General features: G+C 68.9%; 26 protein-coding genes. 13 read left to right on the plus strand and 13 right to left on the minus strand.

The window, feature by feature from the left end; genetic code table 11:
* Positions 1–78 precede the first annotated feature (78 nt).
* The 4 genes from ACHAAJ_RS08025 to ilvA all read left to right on the plus strand — a co-directional run bounded on the left by ACHAAJ_RS08025 (position 79) and on the right by ilvA (position 4,393).
* Positions 79–900 carry a Bax inhibitor-1/YccA family protein gene (locus ACHAAJ_RS08025; protein WP_435727555.1) on the plus strand — a complete coding sequence of 274 codons (822 nt, stop codon included), beginning with the start codon at positions 79–81 and terminating at the stop codon, positions 898–900.
* Between the two features lie 99 nt (positions 901–999).
* On the plus strand, positions 1,000–1,932 hold the full coding sequence (locus tag ACHAAJ_RS08030) for an aldose 1-epimerase family protein (RefSeq protein ID WP_435727556.1): 933 nt from the start codon (positions 1,000–1,002) through the stop codon (positions 1,930–1,932).
* Positions 1,923–3,116, plus strand: coding sequence for an AI-2E family transporter (locus ACHAAJ_RS08035; RefSeq protein WP_435727557.1), 1,194 nt, complete (start codon positions 1,923–1,925; stop codon positions 3,114–3,116). The genes ACHAAJ_RS08030 and ACHAAJ_RS08035 overlap by 10 nt, the downstream gene beginning before the upstream one ends.
* 26 nt (positions 3,117–3,142) lie before the next feature.
* Entirely contained in the window at positions 3,143–4,393 is a 1,251-nt protein-coding gene (gene ilvA / locus ACHAAJ_RS08040) for a threonine ammonia-lyase (RefSeq protein ID WP_435727558.1), read from the plus strand.
* A gap of 76 nt (positions 4,394–4,469) precedes the next feature.
* Here ilvA and greA read toward each other — a convergent pair whose 3' ends face one another.
* Entirely contained in the window at positions 4,470–4,961 is a 492-nt protein-coding gene (gene greA / locus ACHAAJ_RS08045) for a transcription elongation factor GreA (RefSeq protein WP_435727559.1), read from the minus strand.
* 234 nt (positions 4,962–5,195) lie between these two features.
* Positions 5,196–5,636, minus strand: coding sequence for a DUF4307 domain-containing protein (locus ACHAAJ_RS08050; RefSeq protein WP_435727560.1), 441 nt, complete (start codon positions 5,634–5,636; stop codon positions 5,196–5,198).
* Between the two features lie 69 nt (positions 5,637–5,705).
* Between ACHAAJ_RS08050 and mca the strand changes: the two genes are divergently transcribed.
* Both mca and ACHAAJ_RS08060 read left to right on the plus strand, forming a co-directional pair.
* Entirely contained in the window at positions 5,706–6,623 is a 918-nt protein-coding gene (mca, locus tag ACHAAJ_RS08055) for a mycothiol conjugate amidase Mca (protein WP_435727561.1), read from the plus strand.
* 84 nt (positions 6,624–6,707) lie between these two features.
* Positions 6,708–7,013, plus strand: coding sequence for a hypothetical protein (locus ACHAAJ_RS08060; protein WP_435727613.1), 306 nt, complete (start codon positions 6,708–6,710; stop codon positions 7,011–7,013).
* Between the two features lie 27 nt (positions 7,014–7,040).
* Here the strand turns inward: ACHAAJ_RS08060 and ACHAAJ_RS08065 are convergent, their stop codons facing one another.
* From ACHAAJ_RS08065 to trhA, 3 genes are read right to left on the minus strand one after another with little or no spacing between them, the layout of a single operon-like run.
* Positions 7,041–7,388 carry an ArsR/SmtB family transcription factor gene (locus ACHAAJ_RS08065; protein WP_435727562.1) on the minus strand — a complete coding sequence of 116 codons (348 nt, stop codon included), beginning with the start codon at positions 7,386–7,388 and terminating at the stop codon, positions 7,041–7,043.
* Entirely contained in the window at positions 7,385–8,602 is a 1,218-nt protein-coding gene (locus tag ACHAAJ_RS08070; protein ID WP_435727563.1) for an MFS transporter, read from the minus strand. The genes ACHAAJ_RS08065 and ACHAAJ_RS08070 overlap by 4 nt, the downstream gene beginning before the upstream one ends.
* A 42-nt stretch (positions 8,603–8,644) precedes the next feature.
* On the minus strand, positions 8,645–9,313 hold the full coding sequence (gene trhA / locus ACHAAJ_RS08075; protein ID WP_435727564.1) for a PAQR family membrane homeostasis protein TrhA: 669 nt from the start codon (positions 9,311–9,313) through the stop codon (positions 8,645–8,647).
* Between the two features lie 197 nt (positions 9,314–9,510).
* Here trhA and ACHAAJ_RS08080 point away from each other — a divergent pair, with 197 nt between their 5' ends.
* Together ACHAAJ_RS08080 and phoH2 are read left to right on the plus strand one after the other, a co-directional pair.
* Complete coding sequence (locus tag ACHAAJ_RS08080) at positions 9,511–10,272, plus strand: isoprenyl transferase (RefSeq protein WP_435727565.1); 762 nt, start codon at positions 9,511–9,513, stop codon at positions 10,270–10,272.
* 371 nt (positions 10,273–10,643) lie between these two features.
* Positions 10,644–11,918, plus strand: a complete 1,275-nt coding sequence (phoH2, locus tag ACHAAJ_RS08085) for an RNA 5'-3' helicase PhoH2 (protein WP_435727614.1) — start codon at positions 10,644–10,646, stop codon at positions 11,916–11,918.
* Between the two features lie 76 nt (positions 11,919–11,994).
* On the opposite strand, the gene ACHAAJ_RS08090 is transcribed toward phoH2, so the two are convergent.
* A complete protein-coding gene (locus ACHAAJ_RS08090) occupies positions 11,995–12,798 on the minus strand; it encodes a hypothetical protein (RefSeq protein WP_435727566.1) in 804 nt (267 codons plus the stop codon).
* Positions 12,799–12,855: 57 nt separating this feature from the next.
* On the opposite strand from ACHAAJ_RS08090, the gene ACHAAJ_RS08095 reads away from it, so the two are divergent.
* The 4 genes from ACHAAJ_RS08095 to ACHAAJ_RS08110 all read left to right on the plus strand — a co-directional run bounded on the left by ACHAAJ_RS08095 (position 12,856) and on the right by ACHAAJ_RS08110 (position 15,258).
* Positions 12,856–13,362, plus strand: coding sequence for a prepilin peptidase (locus ACHAAJ_RS08095; protein ID WP_435727567.1), 507 nt, complete (start codon positions 12,856–12,858; stop codon positions 13,360–13,362).
* Between the two features lie 38 nt (positions 13,363–13,400).
* Complete coding sequence (locus ACHAAJ_RS08100) at positions 13,401–13,871, plus strand: NUDIX hydrolase (protein WP_435727568.1); 471 nt, start codon at positions 13,401–13,403, stop codon at positions 13,869–13,871.
* 134 nt (positions 13,872–14,005) lie between these two features.
* Positions 14,006–14,431, plus strand: coding sequence for a ferritin family protein (locus tag ACHAAJ_RS08105; protein WP_435727569.1), 426 nt, complete (start codon positions 14,006–14,008; stop codon positions 14,429–14,431).
* Positions 14,428–15,258: a family 1 encapsulin nanocompartment shell protein gene (locus ACHAAJ_RS08110; protein WP_435727570.1), complete on the plus strand. Its 831-nt coding sequence runs from the start codon at positions 14,428–14,430 to the stop codon at positions 15,256–15,258. Before ACHAAJ_RS08105 ends, ACHAAJ_RS08110 begins: the two co-directional genes overlap by 4 nt.
* On the opposite strand, the gene ACHAAJ_RS08115 is transcribed toward ACHAAJ_RS08110, so the two are convergent.
* The 3 genes from ACHAAJ_RS08115 to ACHAAJ_RS08125 are packed head-to-tail and all read right to left on the minus strand — an operon-like array spanning position 15,259 to position 18,003.
* A complete protein-coding gene (locus tag ACHAAJ_RS08115; protein WP_435727571.1) occupies positions 15,259–16,668 on the minus strand; it encodes a class II fumarate hydratase in 1,410 nt (469 codons plus the stop codon).
* Positions 16,669–16,715: 47 nt separating this feature from the next.
* Positions 16,716–17,354, minus strand: a complete 639-nt coding sequence (locus ACHAAJ_RS08120; RefSeq protein WP_435727572.1) for a carbonic anhydrase — start codon at positions 17,352–17,354, stop codon at positions 16,716–16,718.
* Positions 17,355–17,394: 40 nt separating this feature from the next.
* On the minus strand, positions 17,395–18,003 hold the full coding sequence (locus ACHAAJ_RS08125) for a DUF4245 domain-containing protein (RefSeq protein WP_435727573.1): 609 nt from the start codon (positions 18,001–18,003) through the stop codon (positions 17,395–17,397).
* 109 nt (positions 18,004–18,112) lie between these two features.
* Between ACHAAJ_RS08125 and glpX the strand changes: the two genes are divergently transcribed.
* A complete protein-coding gene (gene glpX, locus ACHAAJ_RS08130) occupies positions 18,113–19,135 on the plus strand; it encodes a class II fructose-bisphosphatase (RefSeq protein WP_435727574.1) in 1,023 nt (340 codons plus the stop codon).
* A gap of 53 nt (positions 19,136–19,188) precedes the next feature.
* On the opposite strand, the gene manA is transcribed toward glpX, so the two are convergent.
* From manA to ACHAAJ_RS08150, 4 genes are read right to left on the minus strand one after another with little or no spacing between them, the layout of a single operon-like run.
* Positions 19,189–20,460 carry a mannose-6-phosphate isomerase, class I gene (gene manA / locus ACHAAJ_RS08135; protein WP_435727575.1) on the minus strand — a complete coding sequence of 424 codons (1,272 nt, stop codon included), beginning with the start codon at positions 20,458–20,460 and terminating at the stop codon, positions 19,189–19,191.
* Between the two features lie 7 nt (positions 20,461–20,467).
* Positions 20,468–22,144 (minus strand): LCP family protein, encoded by a 1,677-nt coding sequence (locus ACHAAJ_RS08140; protein WP_435727576.1) that lies wholly within the window; start codon positions 22,142–22,144, stop codon positions 20,468–20,470.
* A gap of 6 nt (positions 22,145–22,150) precedes the next feature.
* Positions 22,151–22,684, minus strand: a complete 534-nt coding sequence (gene purE / locus ACHAAJ_RS08145; RefSeq protein WP_435727577.1) for a 5-(carboxyamino)imidazole ribonucleotide mutase — start codon at positions 22,682–22,684, stop codon at positions 22,151–22,153.
* Positions 22,681–23,865, minus strand: coding sequence for a 5-(carboxyamino)imidazole ribonucleotide synthase (locus tag ACHAAJ_RS08150; RefSeq protein ID WP_435727578.1), 1,185 nt, complete (start codon positions 23,863–23,865; stop codon positions 22,681–22,683). The genes purE and ACHAAJ_RS08150 overlap by 4 nt, the downstream gene beginning before the upstream one ends.
* Positions 23,866–23,932: the final 67 nt, after the last annotated feature.

The following is a 23,932-nucleotide window of genomic DNA, read 5'->3' on the forward strand; positions in this document are numbered from 1 at the left end:
GACAATCCGGGGATAGATCGGCGGCTGTTGCGCGTTGTAACAGTAGGCTTGTCATCAACAACCATTTGAGGAGAATCAATGGCACTCGGGGGAAATCCGGTCTTCAACTCGAAGTCCTTCCGCTCACAGACCAATCCGCAGGCTTCCATGGGAGGCATGGCCACGGCGCAGCAGTCGCAGGCCACCATGAACGCCCAGCAGCTTGAGGACCTGTACAGCCAGCGTTCGGCCGGCCCTGCCGACACCGGACGCATGACGTACAACGACGTCGTGACCAAGACGCTGATGTCCTTCGGACTGCTGGTCGTCGGCGCCCTCGTCGGCTGGCAGCTCCCCGGGCTCATGCTCCCGGCGGTGCTGATCGGGCTGGTGCTGGGTCTCGTCAACAGCTTCAAGAAGGAGCCCTCGCCGGCGCTGATCCTGCTCTACGCGGGAGTCGAGGGCGTCTTCATCGGCGGGCTGTCCGGCGTCCTGGAGTCACTGTATCCGGGGATCGCGATCCAGGCCGTCGCGGCGACGTTGAGCGTTTTCGCCGTCACGCTGGTGCTGTACCGCTCGGGCAAGTACCGCGCCACCCCCAAGATGACGAAGATGTTCATGATCGCCATGGTCGGGTACCTGGTGTTTTCGCTCGTGAACCTCGGCATGATGATGTTCGGGGTCACCGACAGCATGTTCGGGATGCGCACCGGTTGGTTCGGTCTGGCGATCGGCGCACTGGCCGTCCTGATGGCCACCTACGCACTGGTCCTCGACTTCACGTCGATTGAGGCGGGCGTCCGCAACGGCGCGCCCGAGAAGTACTCCTGGACCGCCGCGTTCGGCCTGACCGTGACCATGGTCTGGCTCTACGTGGAGATCCTGCGCATCATCGCGATCATCAGGGAAATGACCCAGTAGCCACCCGGCTCACGGCGAACCAACGATGGCGGCACCCGAACGGGTGCCGCCATCGTCACCTATTCCGCCGGCGGCACGCAATGGCGCTAACGTAAGTCCATGACCGAGCAAGAACGGGAGGCCCCCGGACCGGCCGCCACGGGCCGCCAGTGGACGATCCGCAACGGGCCCGCCGAGGCCACGGTCACCGAACTCGCCGCCTCGTTGCGTTCCTACCGAAGGCACGGCCTGGATCTGGTGGAGCCGTACGCGGCCGACGAGCTTCCGCCGTCGGGCTCCGGAATCCTTTTGGCGCCCTGGGCCAACCGGATCCGCGACGGCCGGTGGACACTGGACGGCAAGGTCCAGCAACTCGACATCACCGAACCGTCCCGCGGCAACGCATCGCACGGACTGCTGCGCAACACCGGGTATGCGCCGGTGTCCGTCGAACCCGCGTCCGTGACGCTGCGGGGGGAGATCTTTCCGCAGCACGGCTTCCCCTTCCGCATGACGCACACGGCGAAGTACGCCCTCGACGACGACGGACACCTGGCGGTGAGCCAGGAGCTCCTGAACCACGGAGCCGGTTCGGCGCCCGCCGCCATCGGCGCGCATCCCTACCTGCGGATCGGGCACGTACCCATAGGGGACCTGGTGCTCACGGTGAAAGGACACCGCAGGCTGGTCACCGACGGGCAACTTATTCCGACGTCGGAGGAGGGCGTCACCGGCGACGTCGATTTCCGCCGCGGACGACGCCTCGACGAAGTGCGCGTCGACGTGGCCCTCACCGGGCTGGTGCCGGACGCCGACGGCCCGTACCGGCACGTCCTCGAGGCCCCCGATGGCCGCAAGGTGGCTCTATGGGCCGATGCCACATTCGCCTACGCGCAGATCTTCGTGACGGAGACCTACCGCGGCCGGCCGCTCGCCGTCGCGGTGGAGCCCATGTCCGCGCCGGCCGACGCCTACAACAGCGGAAACGGCCTCGTCCGCTTGGCCGCCGGCGAAAGCCTGTCCGGCACCTGGGGCATCCAATCATGGCTGTGACGCCACCGCTGCCGCGGCGGGCGCCGGACGAGGACGTCCCGTACGGTGTGCGCATCGCCGCCGCCTGGTCGTGGAGGATGATCGCCATCATCCTCGCCGCGGGCATCGTCGTCTGGCTGTTGTCCCATGTGTCGCTCCTCGTCATCCCGGTGATGGTCGCGGCGCTGTTGTCCGGGCTCCTTTCGCCGATCGTTTCCTTCCAGCGGCGGCACGGGCTGCCCAACGGCGTCGCCACGGCGCTGACCGTCGTCGGCTTCCTCGCTGTCGTCGTCGGATCGCTCTCCGTCGTGGGCCGCACCCTCGCGCGCGGCTTCGCGTCCCTTTGGGACCAAGCCCTCACCGGACTCGCGCAGATCCAAGGATGGCTCGCCACGGGTCCCTTGCAGATCACCAACGAGGAACTCGACGGCTACATCGAGAACGCGCTGCGCGAACTGCAGGACAACAGTGCGTCCATCGTGACCGGCGCGCTGTCCTGGGGCAGCACCCTCGGGCACCTCGCGGCGGGTTTCCTGCTGGCCGTCTTCGCCCTGGTGTTCTTCCTGCTCGAGGGCGGCCGGATCTGGCGATTCCTCGTCGGCCTGATGCCCCGGCAGGCCCAGGCCGCAACCGGCGGTGCCGGACGCCTGGGCTGGCGGACACTGGTCAACTACGTCCGCGTCCAGCTCTTTGTCGCGTTCGTGGACGCCGTGGGCATCGGCCTCGGCGCGCTGATCCTGGGGGTGCCGCTGGCCTTGCCCCTCGGCGTGCTGGTCTTCATCGGATCCTTCATCCCTATTCTCGGTGCGCTGGTGACCGGCGCGCTGGCCGTGCTGTTGGCGCTCGTGGCCAACGGGTGGGTCAACGCGCTGATCATGCTGGCGATCGTCCTGATTGTGCAGCAGGCGGAGTCGCACATCCTGCAGCCACTGGTGATGGGCAAGGCGGTCAGCCTGCACCCGCTGGCGGTGGTCCTGGCCGTCGCGGGCGGCTCGATGATCGCGGGCATCGCCGGCGCCCTGTTCGCGGTTCCCGTGATGGCCGTCTTGAGCACGATGGTGCGCTATATCGCCGGTCGCGGTTGGGACGCCGACGGTCCCGCCGCGAATCCGCCGCCGCCTGCCGGACAGGCCCCGGCGGACACGGACGGCGAGGGGCCGCCGCGCGCGGGGCCGTTCGTCCCAGGCACGGTAGGCACCCCATGAACAACGACCCCTCGAGAAAGCCGGACATGAACACCAAGACCGCACCAGTCACCCTCGCGGACGTCGAATCGGCGGCGAAACTCCTCGAGGGGGTGATTGCCCGCACGCCGGTGGAGCACTCGCGCGCCATCGGCCTGGTGACCGGATCGGAAGTGTTCCTCAAGTGCGAGAACCTGCAGAAGGCCGGTTCGTTCAAGGTCCGCGGGGCCTATGTGCGCATGGCCAGGCTCTCGCCCGAGGAGCGGGCGCGCGGCGTCGTGGCGGCCTCGGCCGGCAACCATGCGCAGGGCGTCGCGGTCGCCGCGGACAGGCTCGGCATCAAGGCGCGCATCTACATGCCGCTCGGCGTCGCGCTTCCCAAGCTCACGGCGACCAAGGACCACGGGGCCGAGGTCGTGCTGCATGGCCACAACGTGGACGAGGCCTTGGCCGAGGCGAAACGGTATGCCGACGCCACCGGATCGGTCTTCGTCCACCCGTTCGACAACGCCGACATCATCGCCGGCCAGGGAACCATCGGCCTCGAGGTGCTCGAACAGCTGCCCGACGTCGACACGGTCCTCATGGGAGTGGGCGGCGGAGGGCTGCTGGCCGGTGTCGCGGTGGCCATCAAGGCCAAGGCGCTGGAGCTGGGCCGCGACATCCGGGTGATCGGCGTCCAGGCCGAAAACGCCGCGGCCTACCCGCCCTCCCTCGCGGCCGACGCCCTCGTGCCGCTGGAGAAGGTCTCGACGATGGCCGACGGCATCGCGGTGGGGCGCCCGGGCCAGCTGCCGTTCCAGATCATCCGGGAGCTCGTCGACGACGTCGTCACCGTCAGCGAGGACGCGCTGGCGCGCGCACTGGTCTTCCTGCTGGAACGCTCGAAGCTGGTGGTGGAGCCCGCCGGCGCGGTGGGAGTCGCCGCGCTGCTGGAGGGCAAGCTGGCCGAGATGGGCATCGAGTCCAAGAAGACGGCCGTCATCCTCTCGGGCGGGAACATCGATCCGCTGCTGATGCTTAAGGTGATCCAGCGCGGATTGTCCGTCGCCGGCCGCTACCTGACGGTGCGCATGATGCTGGACGACAGGGCAGGCGAACTGGCCACGATCTCGCGCGTCATCGCGGAGTCCGACGCCAATGTGACCCGAGTGGACCACACGCGTGTCGGTGGTTCGTTGAGCATGGGCGACGTGGCCATCACGATCGACATGGAAACCAAGGGCCACATCCATTCCGAGCAGGTGCTGCAGAACCTCCGCGCCGAGGGCTTCCAACCCGTCGTCGTGCACCCCTAGTCCGTCGGGCGGCCCGGCGCGAAAAGGGCGGGCCGGCCACCGAAAGGTGACCGGCCCGCCCTTTGTGGCGCCTCGGCTAGCCCTGGAAGGGCTTGGCGGAGACGATTTCGACGCTGATGTCCTTGCCGTTCGGCGCGGTGTAGGAGAGCTTGTCCCCGACCTTCTTGCCGTGCACGGCGGCGCCGATGGGGGAGCGCTCGCTGTAGACCTCGAGGCCCGAGTCGCCGGCGACCTCGCGGCTGCCGAAGAGGAAGGTGGTGTCGTCGCCGGCGATGACGGCCTCGACCAGCATGCCGGGCTCGACGATGCCGTCGTCCGCGGGGGACTCGCCGACGTGGGCCTTCTGCAGGAGGTCCTTGAGGTAGGTGATGCGGGCCTCGGCCTTGCCCTGCTCCTCCTTGGCGGCGTGGTAGCCGCCGTTTTCCTTGAGGTCGCCCTCCGAGCGGGCCTGCTCGATTCGGTCCACGATTTCGGAGCGACCCGGTCCCTGCAGGTGTTCGAGTTCGACGGTCAGGCGGTCGAAGGCCTCCTGGGTGAGCCAGACGACTGCTTCATTGTTCGTGGGCACGTACTTCTCCTTGTAGTGATGGGCCGGACGCCTGTCCGGCCGCAGAACTTCCTCTGACTCCAGGAGGCGCTCCCCATGGCGGGAAGTGCCCTCTCAAGCAAAGACCCCGCCTGCGGGTTGGTGAAGGCATTCGCTCACCAACGATGGCGGGGTGGATCGTATTAGATACATTTTAGCCACTATCTTGGCCAAACCCCAACCGGCGACGCGCCATGTGGCGCGCAAGTCCGCGGGTCAGCGTTCCCAGCAGGAGCCGACGCCGCCCGTGACGCCCAGGGATTCCGTGCGCATGTCGACGACCTGCCGCGTCTTTTCGCGACCGTTTCCCTTGCCGCCTTCCAGCACGACAGTCTTCCAGCCGACGACGGCGTAGCTCTCGTTGAGCACGCGGACGGAGCACTCCACGCTGTCCGCGGCGTTCTTGTCCACGTCGAAGACCACGGTGGCCGACGCGGGGGAGTTGATCTCGAAGGCAATGTCCTTGGACGTGATGTCCTGCGTGTTCCACACGGCCAACAGGCCCGCGGCGGCCACCGACAGCACGAGGGCCACGATGATGGCGATATTTCTTTGCCGCGGGGCGATGGCGCGCTTGGGCGCGCCATAGCGATTGGCTAGGCTTGAGACCGGCGCGTTGTCCGGACTCCCGGCGGCCGCTGACTGGTGGGAATTCATCCCGTCCAGTCTATGTCCTTTCCGGCTGCTGCCCACCGGCCGCACCGGAACCGGAGGGAGCAACACCCAGTGGAAAACCCCCGTATTGTCCCGATTCCGCCGTCCGATGGACTGCGCCTGCTTGCCGTGCACGCGCACCCCGACGACGAGTCGAGTAAGGGCGCCGCAACGATGGCCGCCTACGTGGCGGCCGGGGCCGAAGTCATGGTTGCGAGCTGCACGGGAGGGGAGCGCGGCGACATCCTCAACGCGGCGGCCGGTGAGCTTGCGCACGCGCACCGCGACCTTGCCGGCCTCAGGCGCCAGGAAATGGCCGAGGCCGCCGAGGTCCTGGGGATCACGCACCGGTGGCTGGGCTTCGTCGACTCGGGGCTTCCCGAAGGCGATCCGCTGCCGGCCCTGCCGTTCGGATGCTTCGCGCTCCAGCCCTTGGAGCGGGCCGCGGCGCCGCTGGTCCGTCTCATCCGCGAGTTCCGCCCCCACGTCGTCACGACCTACGACGAGAACGGCGGCTACCCGCACCCGGACCACATCATGGCGCACCGCGTCGCCGTCGAGGCCTTCGAGGCGGCCGGGGACGCGGATCGCTACCCCGGTCTGGGCGAGCCGTGGGCGCCGTCGAAACTGTACTTCGACCGCGCCTTCAGCCCGGACCGCTTCCGCGCGCTGCACTACGGGATGCTTTCCCGCGGCGTGGAATCGCCCTACCGCGAGCGGGTCGAGTCCTGGGAGGAGCACCCGGAGGAGGGAATGTTCCCGTGGGCCAATCCGCACTCCACGACCACACAAATCGCCTGCGCGGACTTCTTCGGCCACCGCGACCGCGCGCTGCTGGCGCACAGGACGCAGATCGACCCCGAGGGGTTCTTCTTCGCCGTTCCGACGAACGTCTACGCCGAGCACTGGCCGTGGGAGGACTTCACCCTCGTGACGTCCAGGGTCGAGACGTCGGTGCCGGAAAGCGACCTTTTCGCCGGGCTGCGGTAGGCGGGGCCGGCCGCGCCCGCGCTAGGATGGATGTGCGCCGGCGCCGGCCGGCGACGCACCAGAAAGAGCCGCCCTGTGAACCTGATGTACCCATTCGCCGTCTCCGCCAGCTCGGCGCCGTCCGTCCCCACCGGGGATGCGGCCCGCGAGATCGGCCCGGGATTCGCGGGCTTTGTCGCCACCGCCCTATTGGTCATCGTCGTGATCTTCCTGATCCGCGACATGGTCCGCCGCATTCGCCGGGTGCGCTACACGGCCCAGGCGGAGGATCGCCAGCAGGAGCTGGTCGAACGCGGGCGCCTGCTGCGGGACGACGACGCGGAGGAACGTGCCGCAGGCGACGGCGTCCCGCCGGACGAGTCCGACGGGGAGGGCCGCGGGCGCCCGTAGCGTTCCGCGCCGGTTCCGCCCCGCCGCTCAGCGGTGGTGCGCCTCGCCGGTCACGCGGTGGTCGGCGGCGTTGTAGCCCTCGCGGAGGAGCCGGACGAGGTGGCCGTCCGTGAGCCGGTACAGCACGCGGCGTCCCTGCCTCCTGGCGTCCACCATCCCCGCGAGGCGCAGCTTGGCCAGGTGCTGGCTGATCGAGGTGCGTGATCCCGGGCAGGCGGCGTTGAGTCCCGCGACGTCCCGCTCGCCTTCGGTCAGCAACCACAGGATGTTCAGGCGGGTCTCGTCGGACATCAGGCGGAACATGGACGCGGCGGCGCCGAGGCGCTCGGCGTCCGGCGCCATCGGGTGGATCGGGGAAGCGCCGGGCTCGGTCATCGCACCAGCCTAGGCGTGCGGCGCGGATACAGCACGACGGCGGCGGCCGTGCCCACCAGCCCGAGGAACAGCATCAGCGATGCGGCCGTCCCCAGTCCCAGTGCCGCCCCGGCGAGACCGGCGAGCGGATACGTCAGCAGATAGCAGGCGTGCGAGAGCGAGAACTGGGCGGCGAAGACCGCCGTGCGGGTCTCGGGCGACGACGCGCGGCGCAGGAGTATCCCGGCCGGCGTCGAAATCATCGACGTTCCGGCCCCGAGCAGCAGCCACGAGGCCAGCAGGCCGGGCCACGAGGCGGCGCCCGGTGGGCCCTGGCTGACCAGCAGGGTTCCCGCCAGTCCCGCCACCACCACGGTGGATCCGGCCAGCATCGCTTGACGCTCGCCGCGGGCGTCGATCCACCGGGGTAGGGCGAGCGCCACCGCCAGCGACCCCGCGCCGAACACCGCCAGGGCGATGCCGAGTTCGGCGTCCCCCAGGCCCAGCGGCCCCTTGACCAGCACCACAGTGTTGATCAGCACCGTCGCGTAGGCGCACGCCACCACGAGGTCCAGCGCCAAGAGCGCCCGCAGCGTGGGGTTCGTCGCAAAGATGCGGGTGCCCGCCGTCGTGCGCCGCCAGAGGGATCCCCGGGCGGAGTCGGCGACGCGCGGCAGACGGGTGGCGGCCACGAGCAGGAGCGAGCACGCGAACCCGGCGGCCGTGACGGAAAACAGGTTGTGGAAGGAGATCAGGCTCAGCAGGGCCGCGGCCGCCAGCGGGCTGAGGATCGATTCCATGTCGTAGGCGATCCGGGACCACGACTGGGCGCGGGTGTAGTCCCGCTCGTCGGGCAGGACCGCCGGAATCAGGGCTTGGAACGTCGGGGTGAACGTCGCCGAGGCAGCCTGGAGCAGGAAGATGAGGGCGTAGATTTCCCAGGCTTCCGTGACGAACGGCAGGCAGAGCGCGGTGAGCCCGCGGACCGCGTCGGCGCCGATGAGCACGGCCTTGCGCGGCAAGCGGCCGACGACGGCGGAGACCAGCGGCGCGAAGAACACGTAGGCCGCGATCTTGATGGTCATGGCGGTGCCGAGGATGGCTCCGCCCCGCTCGCCGGCGAGGTCGAAGGCCAACAGGCCGAGGGCCACGGTCAGGATGCCCGTGCCGAACAGGGCAAGCACCTGGGCGGCGAAGAGGCGGGCGTACGTGGGGTTTCGGAGGACGCTCAACATCCGGCTAGCATATGTGCGCAATGGTGCACATGTCGAGTGGGGCTAGCGGGTTCCCAGGACCGCGAACATGATGGCGATGTAGTGGCAGGTGAACGCGCCCACCGTGAATGCGTGGAACAACTCGTGGAACCCGAACCACTCGATGTGGATGTTCGGTCGCTTGAGGGCGTAGAAAACGGCTCCCGCGATGTACAGGGCTCCGCCGACACAAACGAGGACGGCCGCGGCGACGTTGGCGGCGAAGAAGTCGCCGATGAACAGCATCGACGCCAGTCCCAGGACGATGTAGACGGGCACATAGAGCCAGCGGGGCGCATCGGTCCACAGCAGGCGGAACAGGACGCCGAGGATGGCGCCGACCCACACCAGCGCCAGAAGCCAGGCGGCCTTGCCCTGCGGGAGCAGCGCCCAGGCCAGCGGCGTGTAGGAACCGGCGATGACCAGCATGATGTTCGTGTGGTCGAGCCGCTTGAGCAGCCGCTTCACGGGCGGGGACCAATTGCCGCGGTGGTAGATGGCGGAGACGGTGAACAGCAGGAGGCCGGTGACGGCGTACACCGCCGACGCGGCCTTCCCCGCCGCCGACGGCGCCAACGCGACGAGAACTATGCCGGCGGCGAGGGCCAGCGGCGCCATGCCGGCGTGGAGCCAGCCGCGAAGATGCGGTTTCAGTTCATCGGTCAAGGGGGCGTCGCCGCCATGCGTGGGCATGAAGCCAATTCTATCCGTACTCACGGGTAACAAGTGCGGTGGTTGCCCGGTGAGGGGCCGTCGGGCGGCCTTTCCGGGCGGCGTGGCCCCGGTGCACGTGCTGAGGGCTTGGGCGGACGGGCGCGGTAGCGGGTAGCGTTGGCTGTGCGGCGGCCCGAGGTGGGCCGGGCCGCGACGACGGAATCGGAGGACGCGTGGTGAGGTTGCCCAAGCTCCTCTATCGACTCTACGGGCGGGTCATCAGCAGGGACCTGCCACCGGAGAAGCTTCCGCGGCACATCGGCATGATGGTCGACGGGAACAGGCGTTGGGCGAAGCTCGCCGGCGCGCCGACGTCCCACGGCCACCAGGCCGGGGCGGACAACATCCTGGAATTCCTGGGCTGGTGCGACGAGTTCGGGATCGGCACCGTGACGCTGTACATGCTCTCCACGGACAACATGAACCGCTCCAGCGACGAGCTGGACCAGCTGATGGGCATCATCGCCAACATGCTGGACCGCCTCGGCGCCAATCCCGGACTGCGGATCCAGCCCGTCGGGGCGCAGGAACTGCTTCCGGACTACCTCTCCGACAAGCTCTCCGCGCTGGCGGAATCCACCCGCGGGGCACGGGGACTGCACGTCAACGTGGCCGTCGGCTATGGGGGCCGCCGCGAGATCGTGGACGCGGTGAAGGAGCTCCTCCGGGACGCGCACGCCCGGGGAAAGTCCGCCGCGCAGGTCGCCGACGAACTCGGGATCGAAGACGTTTCGCGCTTCCTCTACACACGTGGCCAGCCGGATCCGGATCTCGTCATCCGCACGTCGGGGGAGCAGCGTCTCTCCGGGTTCATGACCTGGCAAAGCGCCTACAGCGAGTTCTATTTTTGCGAGGCGCTGTGGCCGGACTTCCGGAAGGTCGATTTCCTGCGCGCGTTGCGCGACTTCGCGGACCGGCAGCGACGCTTCGGATGCTAGCCGGGCCCCGGCGTCGTGCCCTGGTTCTGCCGTTCATCCGAAATTAATCGAAACGCCGGTGCGTCGATGCCCTCCTGGCGTGCCGCGGGGCTACTTTTGGGACATCGGCCGGCAACAGGGCCAGTCGATCGGAAAGGCCACCCGTTGAGGATTTCTCTCAAGAACGCGGGAGGCCGGAACCGGCCTCGCGGCCGCTCCGGCACACCCGTAGCGATTATCTAGGGCTCGCGCCCTGGTTGGGAGTCATCGTGGCAGCAAAGACCCAGTCCGCACCCGGCACGAGCCCGGCGGGCGGCAGGACCGCAGACCTTCCGGGCGCCGCAGCCCGGCCCGCCACGGCCGAACGCCAAAGCGTCGGCGAAAAATCCTACGTGCTGGACACGTCGGTGCTCATCTCGGACCCGCGCGCCGTGCTCCGTTTCGCCGAGCACGAGGTCATCCTGCCGATCGTGGTCATCTCCGAGCTGGAAAAGAAACGCAACGACCCCGAAGTCGGCTACTTCGCGCGCAAGGCGCTGCGGCTCCTGGACGAGCTGCGCGTCCAACACGGCGGACTGGACAAGGCCCTGCCGCTCGGGGACGACGGCGGATCGCTGCGGATCGAACTGAACCACATTTCGACCGAGGTCCTTCCGGTCGGTTTCCGCGGGACGGACAACGACTCCCGGATCCTCGCCGTCGCCAAGAACTTCGCCGACGAGGGCCGGGACGTGACCGTGGTGTCCAAGGACCTGCCCATGCGCGTCAAGGCGTCGGCCATGGGGCTGCAGGCCGACGAATACCGCAACGAACTGGTGAAGGACTCCGGCTGGACGGGCATGGCCGAGGTCGACGTCGTCGACGAGGATGTCGCGTCGCTGTACGGGAACGAGGCGGTCCTGATCGAGGACGCCAAGGACATGCCGGTCAACACGGGTCTGGTGATCCTCTCCAACCGCGGATCGGCACTGGGGCGCGTCGGGGACGACGGCCTCGTCCGGCTGGTTAAGGGCGATCGCGACGTGTTCGGGCTGCACGGCCGCTCGGCGGAGCAGCGGCTGGCGATCGACCTGCTGATGGACAAGGACGTCGGGATCGTCTCCCTCGGCGGGCGCGCCGGCACCGGCAAGTCCGCCCTGGCCCTCTGCGCGGGACTCGAGGCCGTGATGGAGCGGCGCGAACACCGCAAGGTGGTGGTGTTCCGGCCGCTCTACGCGGTGGGCGGCCAGGAACTCGGGTACCTGCCCGGCTCGGAGAACGACAAGATGAACCCCTGGGCGCAGGCGGTCTTCGACACGCTCGGCGCCCTGGTGAGCCCGAACGTCATGGACGAGGTGGTGGACCGCGGCATGCTGGAGGTCCTTCCGCTGACCCACATCCGCGGACGGTCCCTCCACGATTCGTTCGTGATCGTCGACGAGGCGCAGTCGCTGGAGAAGAACGTCCTGCTGACGGTGATGAGCCGGATCGGGCAGAACTCGAAGGTCGTGCTCACCCACGACGTCGCCCAGCGCGACAACCTCCGGGTCGGTCGGCACGACGGGGTGGCCGCCGTCGTTGAAACGCTGAAGGGCCACCCGTTGTTCGGCCACATCACGCTGACCCGCTCCGAGCGCTCTCCGATCGCCGCGCTGGTGACGGACATGCTCGAGGACTCGGGGCAGTAGCTGCCGACGGTCGGGTACGGCACGGTCCGGGGGACACCGGATGGTGCCGTACCCAACCAGTGGCGCCGAGGGCGCGTTAGTTGCCGCGCTCAGGGTGGACGATCCATGGAATGTGGTCCCGCACATCGGTCAGGTGCATCGACTGTTCCACGAAGAGGTCGTCGAGCATGTACTCGTCCACGGCCAGGATGCGCAGGCTGTGGCCGCGACCGGCGTCGTCGCCGTCGAGCGCCTCCGCCAGAACGCACACCGCGGTCTGCCGGTCGATCCGCACCCGGGTCTTGCCGGGCGCGATCAGCGGGCTACCGGCGGAGGCGGGACGGAACGTTTCGTTGGGGGAGACCACGGCCTCGACGGCGGGCCGGTCCCCCTGGAGTACGTCGCTGACGGAATGGATCTCCACCACGTTGGAGAAAGGGAACTCCAGCGGCACCGGGGCGTTGCCCGCCAGTTCCACCGGATCGAGCATGGCGGCCCAGCGCGGGTCCGCGAACCCCGGATCCCCGTAGGCGGCCTCGGGGCGCCGGCGCACGAGTCCGTCGTGGTCGTAGACCGGCGTCGTCAGCCGGGGAGGCAGCAGCCAGGACCTGCGGCTGCCGGAAACATAGAACGCGTCGCGCGAATCGTTGATGCGCGTGGTGCTGAACAGGAGCGATCCCTCCGGATCCTCGACCCGCAGCGCGTCGGGGCGGCGCAACCAGGCGCGGACGCGGGGTACCGGGACCGGATCGGTTTGGGCGGACGTCGGCGGAAACCATTCGACCTCGAAGCGCAGGTTTTCCCACCGCCACGGCGAGGACCGGCACAGACGCCGGAAAGCCGCCGCCGCAGCCGCCGAGGCCGGTCCACGATTGTCCGTCGATGCGGGCTGGTTCCCCATGTCCACAGTCTAGACTCCGCGGCCGTGGCGGGCCCGGGTTTGCAGTAGCGTGGTTCCATGATCGACGCCCTCGGCGAGTTGCGCGCCGCCCAACCCGTCGCCGCCGTCTTCCTGGCGCTGGCCCTGATGCTGTTCGTGGTCAACGGTCTCCGGCTCGCGTGGATCGACGCGCGGACCCACCTGCTTCCGAACCGGATCGTTTTCCCCTGGTACCCGGCGGCGCTGGTTCTGCTCGGGGCGGCCTCCGCGGTGTCGGGGGACTGGGCCGCGCTCCTGCGCCTGGTGCTCGCCGGCGCCGCCCTCTTCGCGTTCTACCTGGTGCTGCACCTCATCCAGCCCGCGGGCATGGGGCTCGGCGACGTGAAACTGGCCGGCATCCTGGGCATGTACCTGGGCTTCCTCACGTGGGAGCACCTGTTGCTGGCCACGTTGGCCACGTTCGTCGTGGGCGGGGTATTCGGTCTGGCCATGATCGCGGTCCGGAGGGCGACCCGGAAGTCGTCCATTCCGTTTGGGCCCTTCATGATCCTCGGCACGGCGGCTGCGCTCGTCGTGGCCGGCTAACGGCGTGCGGCAAGCGCGACACGTGGCAAGCTGAGGACATGCCAGTACCCGATTTCATCCGCGATCTGCGCGCGCAGATCGGCACGGCCGCCCTGTGGCTTCCCGGCGTGAAGGCGGTGGTGCACCGCGAGGATGGCGCCGTTCTTCTGGTCCGCCGGGCCGACAACGGGCTGTGGACCCTGCCTGCGGGGATCCTAGAGCCCGGCGAGGAGCCCGCACCGGCCGCGGTGCGCGAGGTCCAGGAGGAGACCGGGGTCGACGTCGAGGTGGTGCGCCTCGCCGGGGTCGGCACGACGGACCCGGTCACGTATCCCAACGGCGACCGCGCCCAGTACCTGGACATCGTCCTTGAGTGTCGATACCTGGCGGGTGAGGCACGGGTCAACGACGACGAGAACACGGACGTGGCGTGGTTTCATGACATAGACCGTCCCGTGCTACCGCCAAAACACGAGCGTGCCTTGATGTGGGCGCGTTCCGGCGGGGCCGCCGCCGAGTTCCTGCGCTGAAGCCCGCCTGCCCGATCGGTTGCCCCCAACCGGTGGTGGATGCCCGTGCCCCGGGTCTAGGCTGGCGGCAGGCAGACCACCACAGGTTACCGCCGGGCGGAGATGCTCCGGTGGCGCGGACCGAAGGGGCGAACATGGGATTCGAGCAGTACCACGAACCACCCGCGGAGCTGTCCGCCGAGACCCGGACCTTCGCGCGCATGTGCGCCAACCTCACGGAGGAGGCCGAGGCGATTGGCTGGTACCAGCAGCGGATCTCGCTCGAGTCCGACCCCGCGGCCCGCGCCATCATGGAGGACTCGCTCGGCGAGGAGTTCAAGCATTTTTGCATGGAACTGGAGTTTCTCCTGCGGGCGAAACCCCAATGGGGAGCGATCGCGCGCGGCACGCTGCTCCGCGACGGCGACATCGTCGTCAACGGCCGCGCCGCGGAGGAGGCCGCGGGCCCGGATGCCGGATCGGGGGTCGCGGGTGCGGCCAGCGGACCCGATGTGCGGCCCGCCGGCGGGCCGCCCCACGGATCCCTCGGCATCGGTTCATTGAAAGGAATCGCGTCATGACCGCAAACCATCTGCTCCGCGAACTCGCCCCGATCACGGAGGCCGGCTGGAAACTGCTCGACGACGAGGCGCGCGACCGGCTCACGACCACCCTCGGTGCCCGGAAACTCGTTGATTTCTCCGGGCCGTTCGGATGGGACTACTCGGCCACGAACCTCGGGCGCACCGAGTCCCTGGCGGCACCCGACGGCGACGGCCTCCTCTCGCGGCGCCGGCGCGTGCTTCCGCTTGCGGAAATGCGGGTGGACTTCACGGTCTCCCGCGACGAATTGCTGGATGCGGACCGCGGCGCCGCGGACATTGACCTGTCGAACCTCGACGCCGCGGCCGTGCTCATCGCGAGCGCCGAGAACCGCGCAGTGTTCCACGGCTGGCGGCAGGCACACATCACCGGCATCACGCAGGCCACGACGCTCGCGACGGTGCCCAGGGTGGAGGACTTCTCCGACTACCCCCAACGCGTGGCCACGGCCGTGGCCGAACTGCTTCGGGAGGGCATCTCGGGGCCGTTCGGCCTGGCCCTCGGGCCGGGGCACTATACGGCGGTGACGCAGGCCACGGAACGCGGGGGGTATCTGCTCGCCGAGCACCTCCGCCGCGTCCTGGAGGGGCCGATCGTCTGGGCGCCCGGGGTCCGCGGCGCCGTGGTGATGAGCCTTCGCGGCGGGGACTTCCTGTTCGAATCTGGCCAGGATCTCTCCATCGGGTACAGCCACCACGACGCCCGGAACATCCACTTGTACCTTGAGCAGTCGTTCAGCTTCCGCGTTGCCACGCCGGAGGCCGCCGTGCACCTCACCTCAGGAGACGACGAAAAAACACCCTGACTAAGGCGAGGTCATGGTCGTCACGTCCAGGGCCGTGACCAACTGCTGCTCCGTCAGCTCGCCGCGCTCGACGAAGCCCAGCGCGAGAGTGGCCTCGCGGACCGTGAGGCCCTCTGCCACCGCCTTCTTGGCGATTTTGGCCGCGTTCTCGTAGCCGATGAACTTGTTGAGCGGAGTGACGATCGAGGGGCTCGCCTCGGCGAGGAAGCGGGCGCGCTCCACGTTGGCCGTGATGCCGTCGACCATCTTGTCGGCCATCACACGCGACGTGTTGGCCAACAGGCGGATGGACTCCAGCAGGTTCGCCGCCATGACGGGAATCCCGACGTTCAGTTCGAAGGCCCCGTTCGTGGAGGACAACGCGATGGTCGTGTCGTTCCCGACGACCTGCGCGGCCACCATGATGGCGGCCTCGCAGATGACGGGGTTGACCTTGCCCGGCATGATCGAGGATCCCGGCTGTAGGTCCGGCAGGTTGATCTCACCCAGGCCGGTATTCGGTCCGGAGCCCATCCAGCGGAGGTCGTTGTTGATCTTCATGAACGAATAGGCGATCGTGCGCAGCTGCCCGGAGGCCTCGACCAGCCCGTCACGGTTCGCTTGCGCCTCGAAGTGGTTCCGCGCCTCCGTCAGCGGGAGTCCGGTGTCGGAGGCCAGCAGTTCGATCACGCGGGCAGGAAAGCCCGCCGGGGTGTTGATGCCCGTTCCCACGGCGGTGCCGCCGAGTGGCACCTCGGCAACGCGCGGCAGCGCGGAGTGGATGCGTTCGACGCCGTAGCGTACTTGGGCGGCATAGCCGCCGAATTCCTGCCCCAGGGTGACGGGCGTGGCGTCCATCAGGTGCGTTCGGCCGGACTTGACCACGTCCTGGAATTCCGCCGCCTTGCGCTCGAGCGACGCGGCGAGATGCTCCAGGGCGGGCACGAGGTCCCCCAGGAGGGCCGATGTGGCCGCGACGTGGACGGACGTCGGGAAGACGTCGTTGGAGGACTGGGACGCGTTGACGTGGTCGTTGGGGTGGACCACCTTGTCGCTGCCGGCCTCCGCCAGCGCGCGGCTGGCAAGCTCGGCGAGGACCTCGTTGGTGTTCATGTTCGACGACGTTCCCGAGCCGGTTTGGAAGACGTCGATCGGGAAGTGCGAGTCGAACTCGCCAGTGGCGACTCGGTCCGCCGCGGCGGCGATCGCGTTCGCCAACTCGGAGTCGATGACTCCCAGCTCGGCGTTGGCGAGCGCCGCGGCCTTCTTCACCCGGGCGAGCGCCTCGATGTGCTTGCGCTCGAGTGTCTTGCCGGAAATCGGGAAGTTCTCCACGGCGCGTTGCGTCTGCGCGCGGTACAGGGCGTCGGCCGGAACCCGGACCTCGCCCATCGTGTCGTGTTCAATGCGGAAGTCTGTGGAGTCGGCCATGGGGTCAGCCTACGCCCGGCCCGGATCGACCTCCACCGATGGGGGCGCTACAGGGATCCGAAGCCGGAGACCATTTCCGCTTTGCCCTCGGCGAGCCGGTACGTCACGCCGATGACCGCGGTGTCGCCGCCGTCGACGGCCTGGGAGATCACCTTCGACGAGTCGACCAGGCGCCGGGTGGTCTGCTGGACGTGCTCCACGACGTTGGAGTTCACGTCGTGGATGCCGTTGCGGTGGGCCGTGATCACCGAAGGGGTGATGCGCTCGACCAGGTCGCGGATGAAGCCCGGAGGCATGACGCCGGATTCGAAGGCCTCCATGGTGGCCGTGACCGCGCCGCAGTTGTCGTGCCCGAGGACGATGATCAGGGGAACGTTCAGCAGCGCCACGCTGTATTCCAGCGAACCCAACACGGCGTCGTCGATCACGTGCCCGGCGGTGCGGACCACGAAGACGTCGCCGAGGCCGACGTCGAAGATGATCTCGGCGGCCAACCGCGAATCGGAACAGCCGAAGATGACAGCGAAGGGGTGCTGTGTGGCCACGAGGGAGTGGCGGCGGGGCGCGTCCTGGTTCGGGTGGGCGGTCGCTCCCTCGACGAAGCGGTCGTTTCCTTCGCGGAGGCGGCGCCAGGCATCGGCGGGCGTGAGGGACTCGGGGACAACGGGGGAAGCGGCGTCAGGCATGGCAAAAGACTAGCGCGCCGACGGCGGTACGGCGCGGCGGCTAATCCTTCGGAGCCTCCGCGAGACCCTTTGTGACGGCTCGGGCGGCCGCGTCGAGCTCCTCCCAGGAGGATTCCGCGGTGATCATCACCGTGGAGCCGGCCACCTCGCGGACGAGCGTGCGCTTGCCCTCCCTGTCGCGCAGTTCCCAGTCGACGCCGTCGACGCCGCGGACGCCGGTCACCGGCGCGTTCTCGGTGTGCTGGGCGATCCACGTGGGATTGGCGTCGCCGGTTTGGCGGAGCCAGACGAAGCCCTCATCCGCAGTGACGAATCCGGCCTCCCAATAGTCGATGCCGTCGGCGCTGCCGGAGTTCCAGCGCGCGAAGTTCGGGTACCAGCCCTCGGGCAGGACCGGCGCGACCGGCGTGAAATCCGCCGCGGCGGCGGCCTGGCCCGCGACGGCGGCGACGTCGATGTCCCGCTTGTACGTGTTTTCCGTGCTCGGGGGATTGAGCGCGATGACCGGAACGGCGACGGCGACCGTCAACAGGACGGAGATGACCATGCCCTTGAGCGACTGGTTCGCGCGCTTCGCCTGCGCGGCGGTCAGGACGGGCTTCGGCGGGCCGGCCGGGGGATGCGGGGAGGTGCTGGGCGTTTCGGTCACCCCTCCATTGTCGCCGATGTTACGGCTCCCGCGGGACGCGTCCCGGCGAACGATATGATCGAGTGGGTCGTCCACCGGCCAAAGCATCCACTCGAAGACGAGGACTACCGTGACAGAAGCCACGAACTATTCCCAACTGTCCCCGCGACTTTCGGTCGGCGATGCCGAACCGGACCGCAACCTGGCGCTTGAGCTGGTCCGTGTGACCGAGGCCGCCGCCATCGCCGCCAGCCCCTATGTGGGGTTCGGCGACAAGAACGCCGCCGACGGCGCGGCCGTCGACGCCATGCGCTCCCTACTCTCCACCGTTTCCGTCAACGGCGTCGTCGTCATCGGTGAGGGCGAGAAGGACGAGGCGCCAATGCTCTTCAACGGCGAGCACGTCGGTGACGGCAGCGGTCCTGAGGTCGATGTCGCCGTCGACCCGATCGACGGCACGCGCCTGACCGCCCTGGGCATCAACAACGCCGTTGCCGTCCTGGCGATGGCCGAGCGCGGATCGATGTTCGATCCGTCCGCCGTGTTCTACATGGAGAAGCTCGTCACGGGCCCGGAGGCGGCCGAGCTCGTCGACCTGCGCCTGCCGGTCAAGCAGAACCTCTACCTGATCGCCAAGGCGAAGAACAAGCCGATCAGCCAGGTCACGGTCTGCGTGCTGGACCGCGACCGCCACAAGCCGCTGGTGGCCGAGATCCGCGCGGCCGGCGCACGCACGAAGTTCATCATGGACGGCGACGTGGCCGGGGCCATCGCGGCCACCCGTGAAGGCTCGGGCGTCGACGTGCTGATGGGCGTCGGCGGCACGCCCGAGGGCATCGTCACCGCCTGCGCCATCCGGGCCCTCGGTGGAGTCATCCAGGGCCGGCTGTGGCCGGTCGACGACGATGAGAAGCAGCGCGCGATCGACGCCGGGCACGACCTGGATCGCGTGCTGACCACCAACGACCTGGTCACGAGCGACAACTGCTACTTCTCGATGACGGCCATCACCGATGGCGATCTGCTCAAGGGCGTGCGTTACCAGAACGACAGGATCTACACCCAGTCGATCGTGATGCGCTCGAAGTCGGGCACCATCCGCACCGTGGAGGGCGAGCACCAGTCCCGCAAGTGGGAGGCCTACGTCCGCTAGGCGGATCCCGCACCACACGACGCCGGCCGGCGTCGTGTGGTGGCTTCGCGCGGCTATTCGGCCAGCGTGACCGCGAAGGCGAGCGTCGGTTCCGTTCCCAGGCTCTTGGCGATCACGGGACTCTCGTTGGCGCCGACGAAGAAGGACTCTCCTCGCCCCACGCGCTCGTCGCCCTTGGGCGTGTCCAGGAGCAGTTCGCCCGCCACGCACAGCACGACGACGGGGCCGTTCTGCACCAGCGGAATGTCGGTCCCGGCCATGCCTGCGCCCCCGGCCGCGTCCGGCCCGCCGCCGGGCAGATGGATGCGCTGGAGCTGGAATTCCTCGAACGGCGGACGGTAGACCTCTTGGCCCAGGCCGGTGGTCTCGGGCTCGAGGAAGGGCGCGGGCAGGTGGGAGAAGTCGACCGTCGCCAGCAACTCGGGCAGGTCCACGTGCTTGCCGGTGAGGCCGCCGCGCAGGACGTTGTCCGAACTGGCCATGACCTCGACGCCGAGTCCGCGGAGGTAGGCGTGGACGTTCCCCGCCGGCAGATACACCGCCTGGCCGGGATCAAGCGTGACGTGGTTCAGCATCAGCGATACCAGGACGCCCGGGTCGCCGGGGTGGTGTTCGGCCAGCGACGGCAGTTCGGCGAGGCCGGCGTCGTCGCCCAGGGCCGGATTCGCGGACACGGCAGCGGCCGCCTGCCCCACGAGCGCAACGACGTCGGGACCGGCGTCGAGCAGGTGCGTGAAGGCGGCGCGCAAGTCGCCGCCGTAGAGGAGCGCGGCGGTGCGCTCCGCGGCGCCGGTTGCCGACAGGGCCGCCGTGCCGGCCGCGGAGCCGGAACCGATGGCCGTGGCAAGGGAGCGGAAGAGGGCCGCGGACTCCCCGGGGTCGCGGAAGCCGCTCAGCGCCGTGAAGGGCGTCAGGGCGTAGATCATCTCCGGCTTGTGGTTGTCGTCCCTGTAGTTCCTGTGCGCGGCGCCGCGCGGGACACCCGCGGCGTCCTCGGCCGCGAAGCCCAACCGGGCACGCTCGAGTGTGGGGTGGACCTGCAGGGACAGCGGCTCGTCCGCCGCCAACAGCTTGGTCAGGAAAGGAAGCCCACCGAAGCGCTGGGCGGCGGCGGCGCCGAGGGTGCCCCCGGGGTCCGCGGCCACCAGGGCATCGAGCGGGACCCCCGAGCCGTCCGGCAACCGGACCACCGAGGGGGAATCCGGGTGGGCACCGATCCACAGCTCCGCCTGCGGCCTGCCGTCGGGAACGGTGCCCAGAAGCCCGGGCAGCATGGTGGTGGACCCCCACGGATAGTCGCGGATCGAATTCTCGAGACGGTGCATGCTGCTCCTAGGGCGCTGAACACTCGTTGTTGTTGGATGCGATCCGGGAGAGCAGGTCGGTCTGCCCGTTCAGTTCCAGCTGGATCAGGTATTCCTCGGTGATCGGGGAACCGTCCGGCTGCGTGGTGGGAACATCGTCGCCCGCGCCGGACTCGATGGTCTCGGACGACGAGGACTTCGCCGGGGCGGCGGTCGACGCGGCTGTCGCGACGGCGGTGGAGGCAGCGTCGGCGGATTCGCGGTCCGGGGACTTGGCGGGCGAATCGGATGCGCCGGAATCAGATCCGCCGGACCCGGTGGCCGGCGCGGCGCTGCTGGGTTCGGGGGCATCCGCGGAGGCCTCGAGGAGCAGTTCGTCGACCCGCGTGTGGATTTGGCCGAAATCGGGGAACGTGGAGAAACGGTCCGAACTGGTGCCGAAGTCCGGCGCGCCGAGGGTGAGACGGGCCGTCGGGGACTTCCTGGACTTGTCCGCCAGGTTGATGAAGCTTCCCAGCTGGTCCTGCGGAATGTCGGTCTCCAGCAGGCGCTCGCCCGCGGACATGATTCCGGAGAACCGGGTGAGCACCGTCTGGGGGTTGAACTGGCTGATCATCGCCTGCTGCATGCACTGCTGGCGGCGAATGCGGTGGTAGTCGGTCGTGAAATACCTGGAACGTGCGTACCACAGCGCGTCGGCGCCGCTGAGGTTGATCTCGCCCGGCGGGAACCAGCGGGTGCGGATGGGGGAGTCGGACCGCTGCGGCCCGCGGTAGGGAACCCAGCCGCCCGAGTCCAGCGTCACTCCGCCCATGGCGTCGATGAACTCCTCGAAACCTGCCATGTCGATCAGCACATAGGCCTGGACCTCCACTCCGGTCGAGCCCTCGATGGCGTCCATCATGGCCTCGGCGCCCGGGTTGGCCGCGCCCGGGTAGAGGTCCGCGTAGTCGTTTTCGACGGTGGGATAGAGGGCATTGATGATGCATTCGTCGCCGCAGTCGAAGCCGTCGGGGAAGACCTCGCTCATCGGGGAGGAAGCGGGGAACTGGGCGTTCTGAAAATTACGCGGGACGGAAATGACGGCCGTCTGCCCCGTTTTCGCGTCGATGCTGACTAGCGAGATGCTGTCCGGGCGCAGCCCCACGCGGTTGGCGCCGGCATCCCCGCCCATGAGGAGGATGTTGTAGCGGCCGTCGACGGGGTCGAAGGCGGGACCGGCAGTGAAAACGTTCTCGATGGTTCCCCGCCCGGTGTTCAAGACGTACGCGCCGTAGCCGAGGGCACCGCTGGTGGCCACGACGAGAACGGCGGTGACCGCGGCGATGATGCCCTTCATCCCGGGGGAGAGAAGGCCGGGACGGATGATGCGCAGGGTGTTCACGAACAGGATCAGCCAGCCGACGGCCAAGAGGACCAACGCGAAGGCCAGAACCAGTTGGGCCTGCGGGCGCGCGAGGATCTGAATGACGAGGCCGCGGTTCACGACTCCAACCGCGATGACCAGCAGGATGGCGAACCAACAGGCCAGGGTCACAGCGAGTGCCTTCCGGCCCAGGGAGCGGTTGCCCGCGACGACCTGCGCCCCGCCGGGAATGAAGACGGTCAGCAGCAGCAGGAACAGGGCGCGCTTGCTGCGCGTCCGTGCCGACGCTCCCTCGGGATTGCGGATGGGGTCTGTTTGCCGTTGCGCTCGCGGGTTCATTGGCGACTAGCCGTTGGCGTTCTCGTCGGCGACGGTTCGCCGGAGGGCCGCGCCCTTGTCGGCGGCCGTCTGGCGCAGTCCGTCCGCGAAGTCGAGAAGGAGGACCCGGAGGCGTCCGGCCTCCTCGTCCTCGCCGGCGGCGAGGATGCGCGCGGCGAGCAGCCCGGCGTTGCGTGCGCCGCCGATGGACACCGTGGCGACGGGCACACCGGCGGGCATTTGCACGATCGACAGCAACGAGTCCATGCCGTCCAGGGTCTTCAGCGGCACGGGGACGCCGATCACGGGAAGCGGCGTCACCGAGGCGAGCATTCCAGGCAGGTGCGCGGCACCTCCGGCGCCGGCGATGATGACACGGACACCACGGGCGTGGGCCTGTTTGCCGTACGCGATCATGTCCTCCGGCATGCGGTGGGCGGACACCACGTCGGCCTCGAACGGAATGCCGAATTCCCGCAGCGCCTCGGCGGCCAGCCGCATGACGGGCCAATCCGAATCGGACCCCATGACGACGCCGACAACCGGCCTTGCGTTGCTCATCTACCGGGCTCCTTCGTTGGCTGGGCGCGCGGTTCACCGTCGCGGATCATGGCGGCCACACGTTCCGCGCTCCGGCGGACGGATTCGGGGGATTCCCCCCGCGTTCCGACAACATTGACGTGCCCGATCTTACGTCCGGGACGCACGGATTTGCCGTAGGAGTGGATCTTGGCGCGTGGCTCCGCCTCCATGGCGGCCGCGAACGCGGTAAACGGATCCTGGTTGGCGCCGCCCAGATAATTCTTCATGACGGTCACCTCCGCCAGCGCGGACGTGTCTCCGAGCGGCAGATCCAACACGGCCCGCAGGTGTTGCTCGAACTGGCTGGTGACGGACCCGTTCATGGTCCAGTGCCCGGTGTTGTGCGGCCGCATGGCCAGTTCGTTGATGACGAACCCGACGCCAACCCCCGGTGTTTCGAACAGCTCCGCAGCCATGACTCCGGTCACGCCGAAGGCCTCCGCGATGCGCAGCGCGGCGTCGCGCGCGGCCGCGGCCGCGGCCGGATCCAGGCCGGGGGCGGGCGCAATGACCTCGTCGCAGACTCCATCGACCTGGATGGTGTGGACGATGGGCCAGGCGCGCGCCTCGCCTCCCGGGGTGCGCGCGACCAGCGCGGACAATTCGCGGGCGAAAGCCACCTTCTCCTCGACCAGGAGGGTACCGGAAGCGAACCAGTCGGCGCAGTCCGCCGCGGCGCCGGCGTCGTCGACGATGCGCACTCCCTTGCCGTCGTAGCCGCCCCGCGGCGTCTTGAGCACCACCGGCCATCCGATCCGGTCGCCGAACGCCACCAAATCGGCGACAGACTCCACGGCGGCCCACTGTGGATTGGGGAGCCCGAGCCCCGCGATCGCCTCGCGCATCACCAGCTTGTCCTGCGCGTGGATCAGCGCGGCGGGGCGGGGCTGTACGTTGACCCCGTCGGCGATCAGGGCGTGGAGGTGCTCGTTGGGGACGTGCTCGTGGTCGAACGTCAACACGTCGACACCCTCCGCGAAGCGGCGCAGGGTCGCCAGGTCGCGGTAGTCGCCCACCGGCGCCAGGGGCACGGCGGCCACCGCGGAGACATCCGGCGCCTCGGCCAGGATCCGCAGTTCGAGGCCGAGGTTGACCGCTTCGGGCGCCATCATTCGGGCGAGTTGGCCGCCGCCGACCACGCCAATCACAGGAAACTTCACCAGCACAGCGTACCGAACCGGGGCGGTTCCGGTGTTGCCGGTGCACCCGTGCGGGGGCATCCCTGAG

The sequence above is a fragment of the Arthrobacter arnarulunnguaqae genome (assembly GCF_051262515.1).
Classification (GTDB): Bacteria; Actinomycetota; Actinomycetes; order Actinomycetales; family Micrococcaceae; genus Arthrobacter_N.